We start from the raw sequence: 18,991 nt of genomic DNA, 5'->3' as shown, positions 1-18,991 counted from the left end.
TGCTAAATCCTTGGCATTTTCGAGAACAGGCGCAAAGCGTTCTCCGTCGTGATCCGTGCGGTGTCCGCATAGGAAAGGCCGATCGTCTCGGCGAGCACTTCGGCCGTGTTGACGACATAGGACGGCTCATTGCGCTTGCCGCGCCAGCGCTTCGGCGCGAGATAGGGCGCGTCCGTTTCCACCAGCAGCCGCTCATGCGGGATCGTCTTGGCGATCTCACGCAGCTCTTCCGACTTCGGGAAGGTCAGAATGCCGGAGAAAGAGATGTAGCCGCCGAGTTCGACACCAGTGCGCGCCAGATCCGGTCCTGCCGAGAAGCAATGCAGGATGAAGGGAAAGCCCCCCTTCCCCGTTTCCTCGGTCAGGATGTCAGCCATGTCGGCATCGGCGCTGCGGCTGTGGATGACCAGCGGAAGCTGGGTTTCCCGAGCGGCGGCAATATGGCGGCGAAAGCCGGTCTGCTGGTCTTCAGGTGTCTGCGTGTCGTAGAAATAATCGAGGCCCGCCTCGCCGATCGCCACCACTTTCTCATGCGCCTTCGCCAGGCGCACCAGGTCTTCGGTCTGGATGTCCAGCTCGTCGCCGGCATTGTTCGGATGCGTGCCGACGGAGCAGAATACCGACGGATATTTCTCGGTGATGGCGAGCAGCCCGTCGAGCTTGCGCACGCGCGTCGAAATAGTCACCATCTGCTTGACGCCGGCTTGGTGGGCGCGCGTGACAATTTCGTCCCGCTCCGCTTCGAAGTCGGCAAAATCGAGATGGCAATGGGTATCGATCAGCACGGCCTCAGGCCTCCGGAGCCACATAGCGCGGGAAGACCGGCGTCGGCGCTTCGAGCGCCGTCCCGGCAACAAGACGGCCAGCCTCGCCAAGCGCGGCGAAATCGCGCTTGTCGCCAGGCGCGGCGACGAGATTGAGCAGCTTGCCCGACGATTCCGGCATGAAGGGCTGCAGCAGGATGGCGATCTGGCGCACCACCTCGGCCGTGACGTACAGCACCGTGCCCATCCGCGCCGGATCCGTCTTCTTCAGCGCCCAGGGCGCCTGGCCGGCAAAATAGCGGTCGGCCTCCGAAACGACTGCAATGATCGAGGCGAGCGCGCGATGGATGAGCTGCTTGCTCATGTCCTCGCGCGTCGATGCATGCAGCGCGTCGGCCTGGGCCAGCATCGCCTTGTCCTCGTCGGTCAGCGCCCCGCATTCCGGGATCTTGCCGTCGCAATTCTTGACGATCATCGACAGCGACCGGCTGGCGAGGTTGCCGATGCCGTTGGCGAGATCGGAATTGATGCGCGTGCCGATCGCCTCTTCGCTATAGCTGCCGTCCTGACCAAAGGAGACTTCGCGCAGGAAGAAGTAGCGCACCTGATCGAGGCCGAAATGGTTCACCAGATTGACCGGATCGACGACGTTGCCGAGCGACTTCGACATCTTCTCGCCCTTGTTGAGCAGAAAGCCGTGGGCGAAAACGCGTTTCGGCAGCGGCAGCTTCGCCGACATCAGGAAGGCCGGCCAATAGACCGCGTGGAAGCGGATGATGTCCTTGCCGATGATGTGCACATCGGCCGGCCAGTACTTCGCCCTCGGACCATTCTTGTCCTCGATATAGCCCGTCGCCGTGATGTAGTTGGTCAGCGCGTCCACCCAGACATACATGACATGCGCAGGGTCGTTCGGCACCTTGATGCCCCAATCGAAGGTCGTGCGCGAGACCGACAGGTCCTTGAGGCCCGACTTGACGAAGGAGATCACCTCGTTGCGGCGTTCGGCCGGACCGATGAAATCGGGATTGGCCTCGTAGTGGGCAAGCAGCCTGTCTTGGTATTCGGAGAGCTTGAAGAAATAGCTTGCCTCTTCCACCCACTCGACGGGCGTGCCTTGCGGGCCGTAACGCACGCCGTCGGCGCGCAGATCCGTCTCGCTTTCCTGGTAATAGGCCTCGTCGCGCACCGAATACCAGCCGGCATAGCTGTCCTTGTAGATGTCGCCATTGTCGGCCATCAGCTTCCAGATATTCCGCGACGTCTCGTGATGACGCTCCTGCGTGGTGCGGATGAAGTCATCGTTGGAGGCGTTGAGCAGCTTCGCCATTGCCTCGAATTCGCCGGAGTTGCGGTCGGCGAGCGCCTGCGCGGAGATCCCCTCGGCGCGCGCCGTCTGCTGCATCTTCTGGCCGTGTTCGTCGGTGCCCGTCAGAAAGAAGACATCCCTGCCGTCCAGGCGCTGGTAGCGCGCCATTGCATCGGTCGCGATCAGTTCATAGGCGTGGCCGATATGCGGCTTGCCGTTCGGATAGGAAATCGCGGTGGTGATGTAGAAGGGTTTTTTGTCTGTCATGGCGGCCAAGGTCCGGCTTATTCTATCAATGGTCAGCCGCTCTTAGCGCATGTCACCGTCAAGCGAAACATCAAGTTTCGCTGCCGTCCATGATTTCCGGGACACGTGGTCGTGAGCTTGACTCCACCCCGCACGCAATTTACCGGTCGTCACAAAGAGAGGCGGGACCGAACGAAGTGCCAGTTTTCACCTACCACAATCCCCGTGGCCAGGCGCCGTCGGAGGCGCTTGCTTGACATTCGAGCCTCTCTATTCAATTTCGGGACTGTTTGTAGGCGCCCTCGTCGGCATTACCGGCGTTGGCGGCGGCTCGCTGATGACACCCCTGCTGGTGCTGCTCTTCGGCGTCCATCCGGCAACGGCCGTCGGCACCGATCTTCTCTATGCGGCGATCACCAAGACGGCGGGCACCGCCGTTCACGGCATGCATGGGCGCGTCAACTGGAAGATCGTCGGCAGTCTCGCCGCCGGCAGCGTTCCGGCCGCCTTGCTGATGCTCTGGCTGCTGGCAGGTGTCGATCGCAAGAGCATCGGCGTGACCAACACCATTACATCAGCCCTCGGTTGGCTTCTCGTCATGACTGCGATCATGCTGATCTTTCGTGGCCCGATCCTTCAATTGGCGCGCCGCGCCATCGGCGGACGCAACCCGCCGCGGCCGACGACCATTCTTGCCCTCACCGTCATTCTCGGATTCTGTCTCGGCGTGCTTGTCACCTTGACTTCGGTTGGCGCCGGTGCGCTCGGTGTGACGATCCTGCTCGTGCTCTATCCGAGGCTTGATGTGCGCGAGATCGTTGGCTCCGATATCGTCCACGCCGTACCCCTGACCCTGATCGGCGGCACCGGCTATTGGCTGATTGGTGAGATCGACTGGGCGATGCTCCTTGCCCTGCTCGTCGGCTCGATTCCCGGCATCATTCTGGGAAGCCTTCTGGCGCCGAGGCTGCACGAACGCATCATTCGCATTGTCCTAGCCGTCACCCTTGCGCTCGTCGCGTGGAAGCTGCTGGCCGGCTGATCCGCTAGAATCTTGGCTGCTTGATATCGGCGAGGATACTGATGATCGTCTGCTTGCGGTCGAGATTATAGGCATCGGAGACGGTAAGTCGCTCGGTAACCTCCGAGTAGAGCCGTGCCAGCCGTTCGGCCGTGGCGATCTGTCCCTCGCCTGCCGCCGCGCGAGCGCGGCTCATGATGTCGTCGCCGACGTGGCTGACGAAGAAATCGAAAATCGTATCGCTTTCCTTGCCCGAGAGCGCCTCGGCCAGCCGGTGCATCGCCCTGCGGGCGGCTGGCCCCTCGGCGGAAAGCACCTCGTCATAACCGGCGATGATTTCGCTGCCGCCATAGTTCAAGAGCTTCAAGGCTTCGCCGACGCTGCCCTTGGCCGCCGAAAGCACACTGCCCTCGCCTGCTATGCCGAGATGGGCAAGGGCGGCAACGAGTCCTTCGTCGGCAAGCGGCGCTAGTTTCAGCGGCAGGCAGCGCGAGCGGATCGTCGGCAACAACCGCCCGGGTGCGTGCGAAAGCACCAGAAACAGCGCCCGCTTCGGCGGCTCCTCGAGGATCTTCAGAATGGCATTGGCCGCATTGCGGTTCATGTCGTCAGCCGGGTCGATGATGACGATTCGCCAGTTGCCGGTGCCTGAGGTCTGCGAAAAGAACTTGCCGGCGCGGCGCACCTCGTCGACGGTGATCGCCGATTTCACCCTGCCCGTCTTTTCGTCCACCGGCCGGGCGAGATGCAGGAGGTTGTGCGAGGCGCCGGAGGCGATCTGCCGGCTGACCGCCGAGGCGGGATCCGGATCGGCGATCTTCTCCGGCGCCGCGTCGGGATCGGGATGCGAGAGCACGTGGTTGGCGAAGCGGAAGGCGAGCGTCGCCTTACCGATGCCCTCCGGCCCTTCGATCAGGATGGCGTGATGGCCCTTGCCGGATCGGTAGGACTGGGCAAGGAAGGATTCCGCCTCCTCATGGCCAAACAGCCTGGTATTTTCGGCGGGCCAGATGGCGCCGTCCAGCAGTCCCGGCCGATCTTCACTCATAATGGGCTGCTTCCGGCATCCGAGCGCGGTCTGGGGGCGACATCAGCCGCTTGACGATCGCCAGGATTTCGGCGGCGATCGCCTCTTCCGTCTGCATGGCGTCGACCACGTGGCAGCGCTCCGGCTCGTGGGCGGCGATATCGAGAAAGGCTTCGCGTCGTTTTTCGTGCGTTTCGAGCCGCTCCTTTTCGAAGCGATCGGGACCTTCCGAAGCGCTGCGTTTCTGCGCCCGCTCGAGGCCGATCTTCGCGGGAATATCCAGTATCAAGGTGCAATCCGGCATGACGCCGTTGATGGCGATCCGCTGCAGCGTCTCGATGAAATCGGGCTCGAGATTGCCGGTGATGCCCTGGTAGACACGCGAGGAATCCATGAAGCGGTCGCAGAGCACGATCTTGCCTGACGTCAGGGCCGGCCGGATCACCTCTTCGACATGATCGTTGCGGGCTGCCGCAAAGAGGATGGCCTCCATCCGGGTGCCGAAGGCCTCGGCAGCGCCCGACAGAAGCACGTGGCGGACGGCCTCCGCGCCCGGCGATCCGCCCGGTTCCCGTGTCACCAGCACTTCATGCCCTTCGCCTTTCAACGCCTCGGCGAGGCGGCGGATCTGCGTCGATTTCCCCGCGCCTTCCCCGCCCTCAAACGTAACGAACAGTCCCGTACCGGATGACAATGACAACTTCCCGCATTCCGGACGCCGCACGCACGGGCGCCCCGCCTCTTCTATCTATCCGAAGACATCGGGAAGGAAAACCTTTCGCGGCGGCGACACAATCACCTTCCCCGGCAAATTGTATCAGAAGGTCAGGCATTCAAGTCTGGAACATGACTGTGCGGCAACGGTATGCGGGAAAGGAAGCGCTATCCGCAAGAGCCTGATCTTGGGCTCGCGATGGGCATAACACGTTCAGCCGCCAGCGGACTTGTCCCAGAGCCAGGAGAAGAACAGCGATTCGCCGAGTTCCAGCATGGCGTCGACCGCCCGGCTGCTGAGCGAGCCCTCCCCGACCGCCTGCGCGGTATAGAGCGGCACCTCCCTGAGCAGCCGGCTACCGGCGAAAATCCTGAGCGTGCCGGCCTGATAATCCGGCTTTACGGGCGCCGTCAGCGGCCAGCGATAGACGACGCGCGCCGAAAGCCGGTCGGGGTTGCTGATCGGAATATAGACACTGACCGGCACTTTGGCGACGAGATCGACGGTGGGCGCCGAGCCGCCATAGACGCTGGCCGCGCCAATCACTTCATGCTCGGTGAAGATCTGACGGCTCTCGAAGGCCGTCAGCCCCCATTCGAGCACGCGTTTGGCCTCCTCCGTCCGTTCCTTGTCGGAAGCGATGCCGGCAAGCGCCAGAAATAGCCGCCGGCCGTCGCGCTGGACCGATGCGACGATCGAATAACCTTCTCCCTCGGCAAAGCCGGTCGCAAGCCCGTCGGCGCCGAGATCGAGCCCGAGCAGCGGATTGCGGTTGCGCTGGAAGATCTTGTTCCATTCGAAATCCAGCTGCGCAAAGTAAGGATAGAGATTGGGATAGGACTGCTGGAGAGCGGCGGCAAGCGTCACCATCTCACGCGCCGTCACTTTGCTCTTGCCGTCCGGAAGGCCGGTGGAATTGCCGAACACCGCTTTCTCCATGCCGAGCTCGCGGGCGCGGCGGATCATCGACTGCGCGAATTGCTGCTCGCTTCCGGCCATCCCCTCGGCGAGGATGATGCAGCTGTCATTGGCGCCCTGGATCGCGACACCCTTGATCAGATCCTCGACGCGCACGCGTGATTTGAGAGCGGCAAACATCGTTGCTGTCCGCGACGGCGCGCCGCCGGTGCGCCAGGCATATTCGGAAACGGGATATTCGGTATCGAGCGTGATCTGGCCCTTGGTCACGGCATCGAAGACCAGATCCATCGTCATCAGCTTGGCGAGCGAAGCCGGCGAAAAGCTCTGATCCTCATTCTTGGCGAGAAGCACCGTGCCGGTGGAGGCCTCGATCATATAGGCCTGCGCTGCCTTGGTGGCGAAACCGGCAGCGCCCCCGTCGGCGGCGTGTGCGCCGGCGGCGAGCGGCATCAGGCATGCAAGCAGGCGAAGCACGGGCCTCAGCATCGCAACTCCCATCGGTCAACGGCGTTTTGAGAAGGTTAGAGCGCGGCGAAATTCGACGCAATCGCCATGCTCAATGCGCTGCCGATTTTGCCTGCTGGCGCTTGGCCGAGGCAAGGATCGAGGCCTGCGTCAGCCCGTCATTGCGCACCATCACCGCGTCGAAGGCGAGATCGACCGTCACCGTCTTTACCGCCTCGTTCTGGTAGCCGAGCGCTAGGGAGTCTTGCGAACCGCCATAGGGCCGCTCATAGGGCATCGGACCGATCTCCGGCAGCACGACCATCCGATCGACGCCTGGCGTGGCATTGGAGGAAGCAGCTGAAGGCGCCACCAGAACATGGGCTGCCGGCGCAAGGCCGGGCGCCGCATTGTAGCGTGCGCTCGGCGTCGAACCCGCATAGGAGGTCGCCGACAACGGCACCGGCACATTCGCCGGCGTCTCGTAGTCTTCCGCGTTCTGCAGCTGATCGCGGGTGATCTTGCGGCTGTTGGAGGCGACCATCACGCCGGATGCGATCTGCCCTTCCGGATTGACGCCGGGGATGCGGCTGCCCTTCGGCACGTAGGAGGCCATCAGATAGGGCATGTCATGGCCGTCCATGCGGGCGCGGCCGACATATTGCACGCGCACCTTGCCGGTGCCGCTGTGCTGCAGATCCAGCATGTCGGCCGTCTTGTTGGAAAGGTCGATGATGCGGCCCTCGTGATAGGGGCCGCGATCGTTGACGCGGACGACGATGGAGGAGCCGTTCTCGAGATTGGTGACGCGGGCGTAGCTCGGCAGCGGGAACGTCGGATGCGCGGCAGAAAGATGCATCTGGTCGTAGACTTCACCATTCGCCGTCAGGCGTCCGTGAAAGGCTGAGCCGTACCAGGAGGCGACGCCGACCTTGTTATAGGCAAAGTCTTCCTTCGGATAGTACCACTTGCCCTTCACCTCATAGGGGTTGCCGACCATGTAGCGGCCGCCGCCCTTCGGGATATTGTTGCCGGTGGCGACGCGGGGGCTGGCTTTCACGCCATATTCGGATTCAGAGAAATATTCCTTGCCGTGGGCTCTTTTCTTCGGCACGGCCTGTGTCGTGCCGCACGCCGCAACCGTCGCACACATCGCCGATATCGCCAGCCACCGTGCTGTCGTTGCGAAAGACGCCCCGTATTCCAGTTTCATGTGCCCCACGCCGCTCAAAGATCGTTATGGTTAAGGAACTCTGCCCCATCCTGGGTCAACAACGCCTTATCCCCGCCCACCTAACGAGACTTTAATCTTGGTGAGTTCATGGCAAATATACGAACGATTTCGCAGCGATAGCGACAATTCCAATGATTATGGTTAATGAATTGCCAACACGAGGCCTGCTGCCCTGCCCTCTCGCTATTGCAATGAGAGCCGAAATCGGCGTGCCGATGCGGGGCACATGGTAAATGTTGGCGGGATTCTAGAGGTCGGGAAGTACCGGATCGAGACACCGACGACAGCAGCAGCTGTTCTCCGGACGCCGGCTGCAACTGCAGCCTTCATCCCAAGGCAGTAGATTGGCTTTTGCTCTCTTGTTTACGTGTCCTTCACAGCAACGGCATCGGCCATCACTCCCTTAGGGCGTGTAGTTTGTTGCTTGACTCAAAGGGGAGTAGAAAGTTTATTTGCAGCGTTCGGGTCGCAGCCTGACGTCCTTTCCACGCTCATCTTTAGGAGACGAGCCATGGCAAATCACAAACCAATAGTGCCTGACGTGTCGGTCCACGACTACGCACCAGCGGAGGCCATCGAAGGAAACCTTCTCGACAACGCCTCGGATTCCGACGGCGATCTGCTTCAGGTTCAGTTCGTCAACGGAATGAGAATTCCTAACAAGGCGGGCGAGCCGGGATATCTTACCATCGCGGGTGAGCACGGAACGCTGACGATCTGGAGCAACGGCAGCTATAGTTACACGGTCAATGATCCGAGCGCGCTTGAGCCCGGCGGGATCTTCGGCGAGAATTTTTCATTCAAGATCTCCGATGGAAAAGGCGGCACGGATGTCGGCAGCCTCAACATCGGAGTCCACACTCCTCCGCAAGGACAGTATTCCATCGATTTCGAGAATGCTCCCACGGAATATCCCGGGCTGCCTGACGTCGCCTCCGGTTATGCAGGATTCAAATTTGGCGACAAACTCGATGGCAACCTTTGGACGGTCGCCGAATCCGGCGGCAACGAGTACGTCGTCACCAATCCCTACAATCCGTTTTTCGAACGCGTTGACGGCAAGCTCTTCACGATAGAGGGCGTCGATGTCGCAACCAATTTCGACCCCGCCTATGAAGGTGTCGATGCCCTCGTAACCTTCGAGGGTTATGTCGGTGGCAACAAGGTGAGTGAGATGTCGCTGACGGTCTATGGTGACACCATCGCCGATGGCCAGCATATCTCTCTGGCAGCCTTGGGAGCGGTCGATTTTGTCCGATTCGATATTCAACCCGACGTCGAGCCGACGGGCTTTCCGCAACTCGCATTTGACAACTTCACCGTCCTGGTCTGACGGCGGCAGAGAAGCGGCTGTCAAAGCCGCTTCGCTGCAGAACAAGTTGACGCTGCCATCAAAGCTGCTAAAAAGCCGGCCTGTGAGTGAATGGGCAGCAAATCGGCAGAAACCACCGATCCACCGGAAAGACCGAAACTGGCTTTCTTCAGGCTTCCCAAACACTTGGAAGAGTGTCCGAGTGGTTTAAGGAACCGGTCTTGAAATTCGGTTTCCGCTGTCCCTCCCCGTCCTGATATGTCCGTCAAAGCCCCTTGTTTTCAGAGTTCATTCGTCAGTGCGTCCCGTGATGTCCGCTGTTGTGATTGGGCGTGCTACCGAGTTGGGTAGCAAAATGGTAGCAATGTGTTCTGGTAGCGTTCACTAACGCGAACCATTCCTTTTCTTGGAAGCGAGCAGATGCAGCCTTCAGCTGATCCGTTCGCTTTTCGGTGTCATCCGCCCTCAAGGTCTACTTAGTAGCTGCTATGAGCTGCCGGGCTTCGTCCGCAACGTGGACACGTAAGCCCATGGGGTTTGCCCAGCCGAGCGTGTCTTCGTCGTCACCGCCTTCTTCGTAGTCACAGTCATCGAGTTCCAAGTCGTAGATGCACTGGTCGCCGACGAATTGCGGGGTGCTACAGATGGACGGTTCCAGGTCGCCAGTGTCCTCGAGATCTGGATCGCCGTCGAGAAGATCCAGGAGCGCGATCAACTCCTCGATGCATGCCTCAACGATTTCGCGGCGCAGCTCCTGGATCATCGGGCTCATACGGATGCCCTCCCGGCAAATTCAGCGACAGCGTTCACAAAGCGCGCGATCTGACCGAGAGGGCTGTCGGAGCCGGTGAGTGTGATGAGCCCGCTCGCGGTGATGGCAAGAGCATCGGCTTTCATTTTGAAGCCGGCGACAGTGCGAGCTTGGCAGCGGGAAACCTCATCTGCAGCTTCATAAACTTGAGCGTCAGCGTCCTTTACACGCTGTTGCGCAGCGTCAGCCCCCGAGATCCTGCGGATCCGCGTGGTCTCGGCCTCGTACCGCTCGGCTAACTGAATGCGCAGCTCGCACTCTTTCATTGCCTTCAAGCGAAACGCCCGGCTTTCTTCCAGTGATTTTGCGGTTCTTCCAGTTGGAGTACGCTGTAGCCACGTCCGCAGACGTTCACGCTCATCCTGCGAGGTCCGGAGCGTGAAGCATGTCTTCCGAAATTCCCGGCGGAATTTGGCCGGGAATCTTTTGGTAAGCTCGCTCGTATCCCGGACGAGATAGCGACCGATGATGTCGCGCTCAGCGGGCACTGTGTACCGACCATCCTGCGCGTTCGCCCCAAGCAGCAACTCCTCCGGTGCTAACGGCCACTGATGCCGCCACTCGTCCGCCAACCACTCCAGCTCATCATGAGCCTTTTTCAGTTCCGTGCATGCAGCGTTAAATTTTTGGTACGCTGTCACCAGTTCCGGGTTCTCAGCCTGATGGGCAAGCGATTGGGTCTGGACAACGTCGGCGCCTTGCGCGTCAGGCGCAACAGCGATCGCGGCGGTAGTCGACGCGGCGGCAAGGCCGAAAAGAAGGGCGCGGCGAGTAGCACAAGGCAAGCCTTCGGCGGCTGCCAGAACCGTATAGTTCTGCACGTTCGATCTCCTATGTGAGACAAGTCGGGAATTAACTATGACCATTAACCTAGTTATGAAAACTAGTTTTGTCAAATGGAAAATAGGTGCTATAACCAGATTTATCGTTTCGAGGGATAATTTTGGATGCTAACGACCGGAAATCAGTTAAAGGCCGCGCGAATTCTGGCTGAAATCGAGCAGAAGGAACTCGCAGAAAAGGCAGGACTAAACGTCAACACAATACGCAATATGGAGAGCGCCGGAAACGGACCGATAGCCGGCCGAGCGGCAAATGTTCAGATTGTTCAGAAAGTCTTGGAGACCGAGGGTGTCGAATTTCTCAATCATGGCCGTCCAGGCGTCCGCTTGGGCGGCAAGGAATGAGGCCATGGCACTCCCAAAAAGTCAGTTAGGCCGCCTGCTTCGATAGCTGGCCAAGGCGGATTATTCGTTCCAATCGGCTTTCACGACTCCGTCGAGAGCTTCTATGGCGCGCCCCAAAGCTCGATGATTGATCTTTTTCCCGATCCATCCCGCCCGACTGAAATAGGTACCCGTCTTTGCCGCCTTGTCGAGGTCTGGCATCGACCATCTTATCTCGCGGCAGCGTCGTCTAACTTCGTCTAGCGTGGGGAAGCCAGTCAGGCAATAATTCTTGCAGCGGTCTCTGCGAATGTGATGATAGCGGGCAACCTGTTGGATATTTATCCATGTAGAATGAGGGAACGCGGCACATATTTCCTCTTTCGACGCTCGAGCGTAGAGGCGGCGCAGTTTGGAAATTTCAGAAGCACTATAAATGTGCTGGAACCTTTGCTTCAGGCCAAGCCGGCGGCATCTTGTGCCAATCGCTACAAGTGTCCGATGTGGGAGCTTCTTGTGAATCTTGGCGTAATCCGGCGCGAATTTACGAACGACAGCATCCTCTGCCTCACTCCAAAGTTTGTGTCCCCGCATGTTATATCCCTCCCGGCGTATCCGCTTTCGCGCGCGCACCGCGCTGGCGGCATTTCGGGCGAAATAGGCGAGTGACATGGCGTTACCTCCTGGGAACAACCCATGCCAAAGTCGCCAGAAGAGCTAATCACATTCTTGGTTATCCCTGTTTTCCACAATGCAGCTCCACGGGACTGAACCTTGCCGGACGAACGCTGCCTTTGTTGACGATGATGTCCAGACGCACTGGTTCCACCGCAATGTAATAGGCTCCCCTTATTTCATCCCTTGCATGACTGCGATAGCTAACATTCCAGCCAAGCCCATCATTCCGTAGGAGAAAACGACGGCTATTACGCCCGACATCAAGAAAAAGAAAAACCCCGCGATTCCCCTCCGCGAATTCTTAAAAATAGCCGTCTCAGCAATTCCGTACGGAACGGTCATTACCGACACGAGGAGCAGCAGACAGATGCCATAGAGAACCGTCATGATCGATAGCGACGCAGCGGCGTTGGCTTCGAACCCGAGCGAAGGAAGAGAAGCTTGAGTGAATTTTGTGAGAATGACCATAGCAGTTAACCGGATTATCATGCCCACATAGTCAGAAATCATCTTAGCGTTGGCGAAGCGTTCCTGCAGCGTTCCCATAAACAGCGACGTAATGAATTTTAATACCTGGTTCACAGACCCAAACCCTATTGTCCCACTCTGGCCATTTGAACTTGAAACGGCAGTGTTGCGATATTGTTGATGGAGTTTACCAGGTCAACGATAACGCGGAGTTATGGCTGGCTTCTTAAATGGCTTGATGCGAGCATTCTGCCGACGGCAGGTGTTTGCGAGCGTCGCAAAAAAACGCCTAACCAGGGACTCGACTCTTACGCGAGATTTAAACTTAAATCCCCGATCGAAGGTGCGGCAGGAAGAAGCAACGACAGGGGGGAGCTCTCGTGCAGCGATTTGCCATGTCGCTAACGCGGAATACGTCGCCAGGTGCAGGGGAACCAAGCATTGACGCCAGAACAGCTAGCGCGCTTTTTTGACCATTTGGACATGGTCGACGCTGCCGACAAAGAACTGGATTCGGTTGTTGATTGGGAGAAAATATTGCACCGACCCAGCGGCACGCTTCAATGGACGACATCAGTCCGTTTGAATGGAAGGCTCGGCGGCGGCGCCTCCGTCCGATTGACCACACCAGCATCAGTTTGGGAGAGCAACGTCTACGGGCAGATCGAAATACGGTCGGCGGCTACCGGCAACCGAACCGTCCGACTCAATCCCGTAGAATGGAAACCATTGAAACCGCATCATAACCCGAGGATCGACAACGAAGAACATAGCCTTGCCACCTATTATGATAGGTGGCATCCTTACCCCATGAACAGGGGGTTGGACGTGGATATCTTCTTCCAAAAGAAGATCGGGATAGCACTTCCTTTACCTCAGAATGTTACCACATTTGCAGAGTATCTTTACTTTTGCGGGCAAGTTTGGAAATGCCCCAGCATGAAGGACGTACCGCCGCCGCCATGGTCGCCTCAATTGGTTTAACGAACGAAAACCTGCAGGTCATCGCGGACGAAGTTGCGCGGTCGCTTTCGCATGCAGTGGTGGATGGCCGAACAGCTTACATCACCACGGCCGTCACATATCCGAATGGCTCTGGTGTTGTCGTCAGACTTGATGAGGACAAGGGAAATTTTTTTGTGTCCGACGACGGCCAGGCGTGTTTGAACGCCGACATGTTCGGCGCCGGCCACGTCTTTTCGCGGGTGGCCAGTGATGTTGCAAAGCGGTTCTCCGTTGAATACGATCAACGCTCTTTCTTTATTCTTAAGGCCAAAAGCCATCAGCTTCCGGCGGCTGTCGCACTCATTGCGAATGCATCCTCAGTATCAGTTGACCGCACTCTGACAGCGCTTGATCGCCACAAGGTCAAAGTTTCTCGGGAACTGTTCGTTAATCGGATTACTGAGGCGTTTGGAAAGCTCGCTGTGTTCGACGCGACAGTTCGGGGGACTTCGAAGAACTGGGATGTTGGCGCTGCGATCATCGAAGATCAAAGGGTCAATGCGGTGTTCGAGTTTGTTACGCCCGCGCATTCTTCTGTTGCTTCAGCGCATATGAAGATGGGTGACATTTCGGCGATGTTCGAGCGCCCCAGAACAGCGATAGTACTGGCCGATTACGACCGGACTGACGCTGCTCTTCGCCGAATCCTGTCTTCGTCCGCGGACGCAGTGTTTGCGGCGAAGGCCGGTGTGACTGAGTACCGTTCAGCGGCTTAAAGTCGAACATTATCATCGACCCGCGATGCGGTGAAGTTCCGGCTCAAGCATCTGCGGCGATCTACAAATATCAGCCGAATAAAGAATAAAGATGCCGAAGGACTCATGCGGAAGCCCACTACGATGCCAGACTTCGCGGCCCTCCTCGAGGACGCCGCCAACCGCATAGTCGAAATTTCCGCCCGGGATTTGCTGATCATCCTGCGCCGCGCCGCGCTGCAGTTGCGGAATTCAGGGTTGATCGTGCTCGATGACGATACTGAAGAAGCCCTGCGGAATGTCTCGAGCGAGCTGGTGCTGACGCGCGAGGACGCTATCAGGTATATCGTCCGGGAGTGGATGGAGAAGAACACCTATCTGCCGGTGCACGAGCTGGACGAGAGGGCAACGTTGATGGAATCGTCGCCCTCTAGTGGCTAGCTATACCGTGTTGAGAACACACCATAGGGCGGAGCTATTGCAATGCGAATTTCCGCCGCTCGCCGATGGCACGCCCTATCAGGCCCCCCCCAGTGCAACCGAAGCTGGCACCAGCAAAACCACCAAAAGCTCCTCCTATGGCCGCTCCGACGAGGCAGCCGATTGCTGCTCCCTCATGGCTATACGTTCCGGTCTCCTTGCCCTCTATGTGCGCATCAGTAATACCCTGAACTGCTGCTTGTAAAACATCGGCACTCTGGGGAATCTGAGACTGAAGCTCTTGCAAGCTGTCAACAACCGAATCCATTACTTCCTTTTGCCTTGGCGGATCAAGTCCGATGTATTTGTCGATAGGATAATCAATGATCCTCGGAAGTGACTCTTCGAGCATTTTCTTTATCGTTTCCTCATCTGGATTAAGATGCACAGGCCATTTAATCATAAATGTCATGTCTAACCCTCCTCATATTGAAGAAAAGGTTCCAATATACCAAATATAACCTGCGCTCTCAATGTCTAAGCTGAATGCTTTTCGAATTATGCTGGCCCTGATGGGCCACTCAGGCTTCAGCCGGTATCTCGTAAACGGTCACCCCGTCAGCCGCTTCCCGCAGCCCCTTATATGACGGGTGCCGCAACTTCCCGTCATGCGTCCAGGCTCGATATTCGATTTCAGCGACGAGTGTAGGTTTGATCCAGATCAGGTTCTTGCGCCCGCCGGAATATCTCACCGCCGGCGCCGACACCTTCATCTTATCCATCGCAGCGCGAAGCTTCAGCGCCTCGCTTGCATTAAAGCCAGTCCCGACCGATCCGACATAGACCAGTTGGCCGTCCCTCCGCGCGGCAAGCAGCAGCGCGCCGATATTCCCGAACGCCGAGCTGGACCTCTGATAGCCAACAATGGCGAAGCCGTCGCTCTGGATGCATTTGATCTTCTGCCATTCGCCGCCGCGGCCGCTGCGATAGGTGCTGTTCCGATCCTTCGCGATGATGCCCTCGAGCCCATGCTCGCAAGCGATGCGCAGGAGCGTTTCGCCATCCGCCTCGATCTCCTCGGATAAACGGACCGCTTCCTCCCCGCCGGCCGGGACTATCCCCTCGAGGAGATGACGCCGCGCGGTGAACTCGGTTTCCGTGAGGTCATGACCATCGAGATAGAGGATGTCGAAGACCATGCAGACTGATTCCCATGATGTCCGCTTTCCGCCGCGGCCGCCGAGCGATTGCTGAAGCTTGCCAAAGTCAGACCGGCCCGCCTCGTCAAATACAACAGCCTCGCCATCCAATATTGCCGTAGAGACAGAAAGACGTTTCGCCTCGGCCACGATGGCGGGGAAGCGGTCGGTCCAGTCATGGCCGCCGCGGGTCAGGATCCTGACGCCCTTCGGTTCGATATGAACGGCCAGGCGGTAGCCATCCCATTTCACCTCGAACGCCCATTGCCGGCCTTTCGGCGGCCGCGGCTTCAACAACGCGAGGCAAGGGTCGATGCGCGCCGGCATCGGGTCGAGAGTGAGCTGATGCTGTGCCGGGTCACGCTTCTTACGCGGCCGACTGCGGAGCGGTGCGTCAGCGGCACCGAGCAGCGGCTGGGAAGGCTTGCGAGGCGGCTTTGTCATGCCGGCAGTTCATCAGCAACGCCTTAAAAAGCAATTGGCCCAGATTGATTATTGACTTGGATCGTGGCGAGCAGAAACTAGCGATACGCTCGGGGTTGAGCGCGTCTATTTTGAGAAGGTAAACGACGATGACCCCGTTGCAGCCCGTGTCACGATGCGCGCTGAACAACGCTGAACTGGCCCTCTGTCAGAGGGTATATGACCGCATCATCTCAGCCAGACCGCTCGTCTCAAATGCCGAGCGCGAGGACCTAGCCAGCATGATCATTAGGTCATACCAGCATGGGGTAATGGATGAGGATGCCTTAGTGCGGCTGCTAAGCTGATCGCAGACCTCCTGTCCGATAGCGTACAGGAACCTTACACATTCTCTTCCGTTAATACGTCGGGACCGCGCGGGAGAACCAACGCAGCCAACTTCTCACATCGCCCCAGATACGCGCGGTCTCGTTTCCCCTTTTTCGATCAATTGCCCCGCTTCGGCGGGGCTATTTTCGTTGTCTTCAAATTCATTATTGACTCGCCCGATCATGAGAACATATTAGGAACGCGCTCGGGCGGGGCATTCAACAACAATGCGGCAGAAAGGACCTCGAAAGGGGATGATGACGCATGGCCGAAACAATCGGCGAGGCAATGGACGCAGGATGGGATGTCAGCGCCAGATGCGCATGGGGGAAGCGTGAGGGGCTGAAGAGCGTGCGTGAATGTCAATGGAAGCATAAGCTGGATCTCGTCACCCTGGTGGCGACAAGAGGGCGCGATTTCCCGCTCGCTATGCTCTCGCAACGCATGCGCTGCCCGGTTTGCGGCAGCCGCCGCGTGGCAATTGCCTACCTGCCCAAGAGCGCGCCGAGGGCTGAAACCATGGCACGGGGGCCGAAATGGTAAGATTTTTGGAGGTGCCGAATTGGGACCCGGGCTACGTCAACACGACGCCGCAACACATCGCAATTTTGGCCGAATGTACAGCATGCGGCGATAGGCGTGAATTCTCTATGGATAGGGTGCCGGCGAGCCTTCATTATGCGCAGATCAAGGAGGTCGAGAGACGCCTAAAATGCTCGGTGTGCGGCGCTAAGGCCGGAAAACTGCGGTTCGGCAGCTTTGTGCCGGATTAGTAGGGAGTGGACGATTTGAGTATCGAAGGGCATTCATCGGCACCTGGCGCTAATGTGATCATAGAGCATTATTGCGAAGAGACCGGCTGCAAGGAATGGGGAGGGTTCGGTAACAGCCCCTCACCCGCAATCCCGACCCGATGGTGGTGCTGGGAGCACTTTCCCCATAAGACTTATGAACAGGAACAGGCGCTGAGACGAAAGCTCAAGGCCTCGGAGAAAGGTACACCGAATTGATTGCAGGTTTCATCCTCTGCGCCTCGCTGACAGCAGTCGACGGCGACACCGTGAAATGCGACGGGCAGAATATGCGACTGCTGGGGGAAGGTGTTCCGTTCGTCTCGGGCATCGACACGCCGGAGATCGGGAGTCATGCCAAGTGCATCAAGGAACGGAAACTGGCGCTGATCGCCAAGGGCAGGCTAAAGGAGCTTTTGGCTGAGAGGGGATTGAGGGTCGTCTTCAGTGGCGCCGTGGACAAGACGCCGTCGCACCGCCCGCTCGTCAACATCTATCGAACCAACGGGGAAGAGATCGGAAAGAAGCTGCTCACGGAAGGATTCGCTCGCAGTTGGAGTCCAAAACTGAGGAACGATTGGTGCGACTAAGCCAGCCGACCGCCAACCCAACGGACCTCAGCCGGCACTGTCTTTCGCACCTCGGTCGCCGGTAAGCAGCGCCCAGATTCCGAGACTCAGTCCAGCCAGTGGGGGAATGCCCATGAGAACCCAAAAATAAACTGCGATTGGAAGGTCACGAACTCCGATAAACAATTCCTGCCCGACACACTTATTAGCAATGACTCCTCTGAAAGGTTCACACTTCCAGGCGTTGGGGAATAAAAAGAAAAGTCCGTCGATGAAAATCAGGAAGCTCAGACAGATGCACATACCGCAAAACACGTTCCCGTCGGGACGCCTGAGAGACAGTTCAGGTTTCGTTTTTTGAACGGACCAAAGCAGCTTTCCGAGCGAGAAGCACACTCCCGTAGCGAGAGTTTGGGCTATTATCAGCACAAGTGTTTGGTCGATAACTGGCTTCACTAAATAGACGGTGAGTGCAGCCATGAATGGCACCAGCCCAAGCATTGAAACTACTGACGCCCACGTAACCCCGTCGCGAGTAACAACTGCACGGTAAAGACCATAAGATGCCCAGGCAGCTAAGGCTATGGGGATGGGACCGATGGCCCAAGGGAACGAGAGATCAAGCATGCCCTGACTATGCCTGATTATATGCGTTACTCAACTTCAAAGCGGGCAACGTGAAACAGAAACCCACGCTTGTCACAGTGGTCCATTAAGCTGGGTGATGCGCTTCTTATTGACCTTCAGCACCGCCGCATAAGCCTTTTGGATAGATATTCGCCGTGCTCCAGCACGGTTACCATCTTCGCGCGAAATGACGGAGATGGGGGCATGCGTCAGGGTTATCGCTATCAGCATAGGAGATCGGTGTTATTCAGGGCGCCAGGTTTGGTGATCGGCGCGGTCGCATTTGGTGCGGCCGGCGGCTGGACCGCGAGCGACATGCTGGCCTCATGGAGCGCTTCTGGCGGCTCCGGCCTATCATGCAGGATCAAGGGCAACATCTCCATCGACACGGGCGAGCGCATCTTCCACGTGCCGGGGCAGAAATACTACGCACAGACGAAGATCAGTCCCCAATATGGAGAACGGTGGTTCTGCTCCGAATTTGAAGCTTGGGCCGCCGGCTGGCGGAAATCGAAATCGTAAGTCGGAGATGGCCTTACAGCTACTCGATAAGTCTAAATGATAAAGTACTACTTATTGTCCTTAAAGAGAATTTCGAGCAACATTGTTGTGCAGCGCCTAAGTGCGCAATGCCTACAAAATAACCCCATGGTGCTCACCCCGCGAGAATGCGGGGATTTTTTGTCTGGCATCTGCTCGAACCGCACCACAAACGACGGCCCCCGACAGCCCCGACTTTAGTCCGTCGTTTTCTCGGTAATATTCAAGCTAGATTTT

24 protein-coding genes are annotated in these 18,991 nt (G+C 58.2%); 11 read left to right on the top strand and 13 right to left on the bottom strand.

What is annotated here, in order from left to right:
* Positions 1 to 2 precede the first annotated feature (2 nt).
* Together J7U39_RS08370 and metG are read right to left on the bottom strand one after the other, a co-directional pair.
* Positions 3 to 785, bottom strand: a complete 783-nt coding sequence (locus J7U39_RS08370) for a TatD family hydrolase (protein ID WP_210631320.1) — start codon at positions 783 to 785, stop codon at positions 3 to 5.
* Between the two features lie 4 nt (positions 786 to 789).
* Positions 790 to 2,340 carry a methionine--tRNA ligase gene (gene metG, locus J7U39_RS08365; protein WP_210631319.1) on the bottom strand — a complete coding sequence of 517 codons (1,551 nt, stop codon included), beginning with the start codon at positions 2,338 to 2,340 and terminating at the stop codon, positions 790 to 792.
* Between the two features lie 232 nt (positions 2,341 to 2,572).
* Here metG and J7U39_RS08360 point away from each other — a divergent pair, with 232 nt between their 5' ends.
* The gene (locus tag J7U39_RS08360) at positions 2,573 to 3,361 is read left to right on the top strand and encodes a sulfite exporter TauE/SafE family protein (protein ID WP_210631318.1); all 789 of its coding nucleotides are present in this window, start codon (positions 2,573 to 2,575) and stop codon (positions 3,359 to 3,361) included.
* Positions 3,362 to 3,365: 4 nt separating this feature from the next.
* Here the strand turns inward: J7U39_RS08360 and J7U39_RS08355 are convergent, their stop codons facing one another.
* The 4 genes from J7U39_RS08355 to J7U39_RS08340 form a co-directional block, all read right to left on the bottom strand.
* The gene (locus J7U39_RS08355; RefSeq protein WP_210631317.1) at positions 3,366 to 4,388 is read right to left on the bottom strand and encodes a DNA polymerase III subunit delta'; all 1,023 of its coding nucleotides are present in this window, start codon (positions 4,386 to 4,388) and stop codon (positions 3,366 to 3,368) included.
* On the bottom strand, positions 4,381 to 5,061 hold the full coding sequence (gene tmk, locus J7U39_RS08350; protein ID WP_210631316.1) for a dTMP kinase: 681 nt from the start codon (positions 5,059 to 5,061) through the stop codon (positions 4,381 to 4,383). The genes J7U39_RS08355 and tmk overlap by 8 nt, the downstream gene beginning before the upstream one ends.
* Before the next feature lie 234 nt (positions 5,062 to 5,295).
* Complete coding sequence (locus tag J7U39_RS08345) at positions 5,296 to 6,489, bottom strand: D-alanyl-D-alanine carboxypeptidase family protein (RefSeq protein WP_210631315.1); 1,194 nt, start codon at positions 6,487 to 6,489, stop codon at positions 5,296 to 5,298.
* Between the two features lie 70 nt (positions 6,490 to 6,559).
* Positions 6,560 to 7,660, bottom strand: a complete 1,101-nt coding sequence (locus J7U39_RS08340; RefSeq protein WP_210631314.1) for a septal ring lytic transglycosylase RlpA family protein — start codon at positions 7,658 to 7,660, stop codon at positions 6,560 to 6,562.
* A gap of 532 nt (positions 7,661 to 8,192) precedes the next feature.
* Between J7U39_RS08340 and J7U39_RS08335 the strand changes: the two genes are divergently transcribed.
* Positions 8,193 to 9,014 carry an Ig-like domain-containing protein gene (locus J7U39_RS08335; protein ID WP_210631313.1) on the top strand — a complete coding sequence of 274 codons (822 nt, stop codon included), beginning with the start codon at positions 8,193 to 8,195 and terminating at the stop codon, positions 9,012 to 9,014.
* Positions 9,015 to 9,465: 451 nt separating this feature from the next.
* Here the strand turns inward: J7U39_RS08335 and J7U39_RS08330 are convergent, their stop codons facing one another.
* Together J7U39_RS08330 and J7U39_RS08325 are read right to left on the bottom strand one after the other, a co-directional pair.
* Positions 9,466 to 9,765 carry a hypothetical protein gene (locus tag J7U39_RS08330; RefSeq protein ID WP_210631312.1) on the bottom strand — a complete coding sequence of 100 codons (300 nt, stop codon included), beginning with the start codon at positions 9,763 to 9,765 and terminating at the stop codon, positions 9,466 to 9,468.
* Positions 9,762 to 10,625, bottom strand: coding sequence for a hypothetical protein (locus J7U39_RS08325; protein ID WP_210631311.1), 864 nt, complete (start codon positions 10,623 to 10,625; stop codon positions 9,762 to 9,764). Before J7U39_RS08325 ends, J7U39_RS08330 begins: the two co-directional genes overlap by 4 nt.
* Before the next feature lie 126 nt (positions 10,626 to 10,751).
* Here J7U39_RS08325 and J7U39_RS08320 point away from each other — a divergent pair, with 126 nt between their 5' ends.
* Entirely contained in the window at positions 10,752 to 10,991 is a 240-nt protein-coding gene (locus J7U39_RS08320; protein WP_210631310.1) for a helix-turn-helix transcriptional regulator, read from the top strand.
* Between the two features lie 60 nt (positions 10,992 to 11,051).
* Here the strand turns inward: J7U39_RS08320 and J7U39_RS08315 are convergent, their stop codons facing one another.
* Both J7U39_RS08315 and J7U39_RS08310 read right to left on the bottom strand, forming a co-directional pair.
* A complete protein-coding gene (locus tag J7U39_RS08315; RefSeq protein WP_210631309.1) occupies positions 11,052 to 11,642 on the bottom strand; it encodes a hypothetical protein in 591 nt (196 codons plus the stop codon).
* Positions 11,643 to 11,819: 177 nt separating this feature from the next.
* Positions 11,820 to 12,230: a hypothetical protein gene (locus J7U39_RS08310; protein WP_210631308.1), complete on the bottom strand. Its 411-nt coding sequence runs from the start codon at positions 12,228 to 12,230 to the stop codon at positions 11,820 to 11,822.
* A 327-nt stretch (positions 12,231 to 12,557) separates the two neighbouring features.
* Between J7U39_RS08310 and J7U39_RS08305 the strand changes: the two genes are divergently transcribed.
* From J7U39_RS08305 to J7U39_RS08295, 3 genes are all read left to right on the top strand, one after another.
* Positions 12,558 to 13,100, top strand: a complete 543-nt coding sequence (locus J7U39_RS08305) for a hypothetical protein (protein WP_210631307.1) — start codon at positions 12,558 to 12,560, stop codon at positions 13,098 to 13,100.
* A complete protein-coding gene (locus J7U39_RS08300) occupies positions 13,046 to 13,837 on the top strand; it encodes a hypothetical protein (RefSeq protein ID WP_210631306.1) in 792 nt (263 codons plus the stop codon). Before J7U39_RS08305 ends, J7U39_RS08300 begins: the two co-directional genes overlap by 55 nt.
* A gap of 123 nt (positions 13,838 to 13,960) precedes the next feature.
* Positions 13,961 to 14,257 carry a CopG family transcriptional regulator gene (locus J7U39_RS08295; protein WP_247241735.1) on the top strand — a complete coding sequence of 99 codons (297 nt, stop codon included), beginning with the start codon at positions 13,961 to 13,963 and terminating at the stop codon, positions 14,255 to 14,257.
* Between the two features lie 34 nt (positions 14,258 to 14,291).
* Here the strand turns inward: J7U39_RS08295 and J7U39_RS08290 are convergent, their stop codons facing one another.
* Both J7U39_RS08290 and ligD read right to left on the bottom strand, forming a co-directional pair.
* Entirely contained in the window at positions 14,292 to 14,708 is a 417-nt protein-coding gene (locus J7U39_RS08290) for a hypothetical protein (protein ID WP_210631304.1), read from the bottom strand.
* Positions 14,709 to 14,817: 109 nt separating this feature from the next.
* Complete coding sequence (gene ligD / locus J7U39_RS08285; protein ID WP_210631303.1) at positions 14,818 to 15,879, bottom strand: non-homologous end-joining DNA ligase; 1,062 nt, start codon at positions 15,877 to 15,879, stop codon at positions 14,818 to 14,820.
* A gap of 128 nt (positions 15,880 to 16,007) precedes the next feature.
* Here ligD and J7U39_RS31760 point away from each other — a divergent pair, with 128 nt between their 5' ends.
* From J7U39_RS31760 to J7U39_RS08275, 4 genes are all read left to right on the top strand, one after another.
* The gene (locus tag J7U39_RS31760; RefSeq protein ID WP_247241734.1) at positions 16,008 to 16,205 is read left to right on the top strand and encodes a hypothetical protein; all 198 of its coding nucleotides are present in this window, start codon (positions 16,008 to 16,010) and stop codon (positions 16,203 to 16,205) included.
* Between the two features lie 286 nt (positions 16,206 to 16,491).
* Entirely contained in the window at positions 16,492 to 16,770 is a 279-nt protein-coding gene (locus J7U39_RS08280; protein WP_210631302.1) for a hypothetical protein, read from the top strand.
* A 245-nt stretch (positions 16,771 to 17,015) separates the two neighbouring features.
* Positions 17,016 to 17,237 (top strand): hypothetical protein, encoded by a 222-nt coding sequence (locus tag J7U39_RS31755; RefSeq protein ID WP_247241756.1) that lies wholly within the window; start codon positions 17,016 to 17,018, stop codon positions 17,235 to 17,237.
* A complete protein-coding gene (locus J7U39_RS08275) occupies positions 17,234 to 17,608 on the top strand; it encodes a thermonuclease family protein (protein WP_210631301.1) in 375 nt (124 codons plus the stop codon). Before J7U39_RS31755 ends, J7U39_RS08275 begins: the two co-directional genes overlap by 4 nt.
* A 27-nt stretch (positions 17,609 to 17,635) precedes the next feature.
* On the opposite strand, the gene J7U39_RS08270 is transcribed toward J7U39_RS08275, so the two are convergent.
* Positions 17,636 to 18,067 (bottom strand): hypothetical protein, encoded by a 432-nt coding sequence (locus tag J7U39_RS08270; protein WP_247241733.1) that lies wholly within the window; start codon positions 18,065 to 18,067, stop codon positions 17,636 to 17,638.
* A 351-nt stretch (positions 18,068 to 18,418) separates the two neighbouring features.
* Between J7U39_RS08270 and J7U39_RS08265 the strand changes: the two genes are divergently transcribed.
* Positions 18,419 to 18,736 carry a succinoglycan biosynthesis protein exoi gene (locus J7U39_RS08265; RefSeq protein ID WP_210631299.1) on the top strand — a complete coding sequence of 106 codons (318 nt, stop codon included), beginning with the start codon at positions 18,419 to 18,421 and terminating at the stop codon, positions 18,734 to 18,736.
* Positions 18,737 to 18,991: the final 255 nt, after the last annotated feature.

The sequence above is a fragment of the Rhizobium sp. NLR16a genome (assembly GCF_017948245.1).
Taxonomy (GTDB): domain Bacteria; phylum Pseudomonadota; class Alphaproteobacteria; order Rhizobiales; family Rhizobiaceae; genus Rhizobium.
Note: the sequence above shows the minus strand (reverse complement) of the source record. Positions and strands in the feature narration are given on the sequence as shown.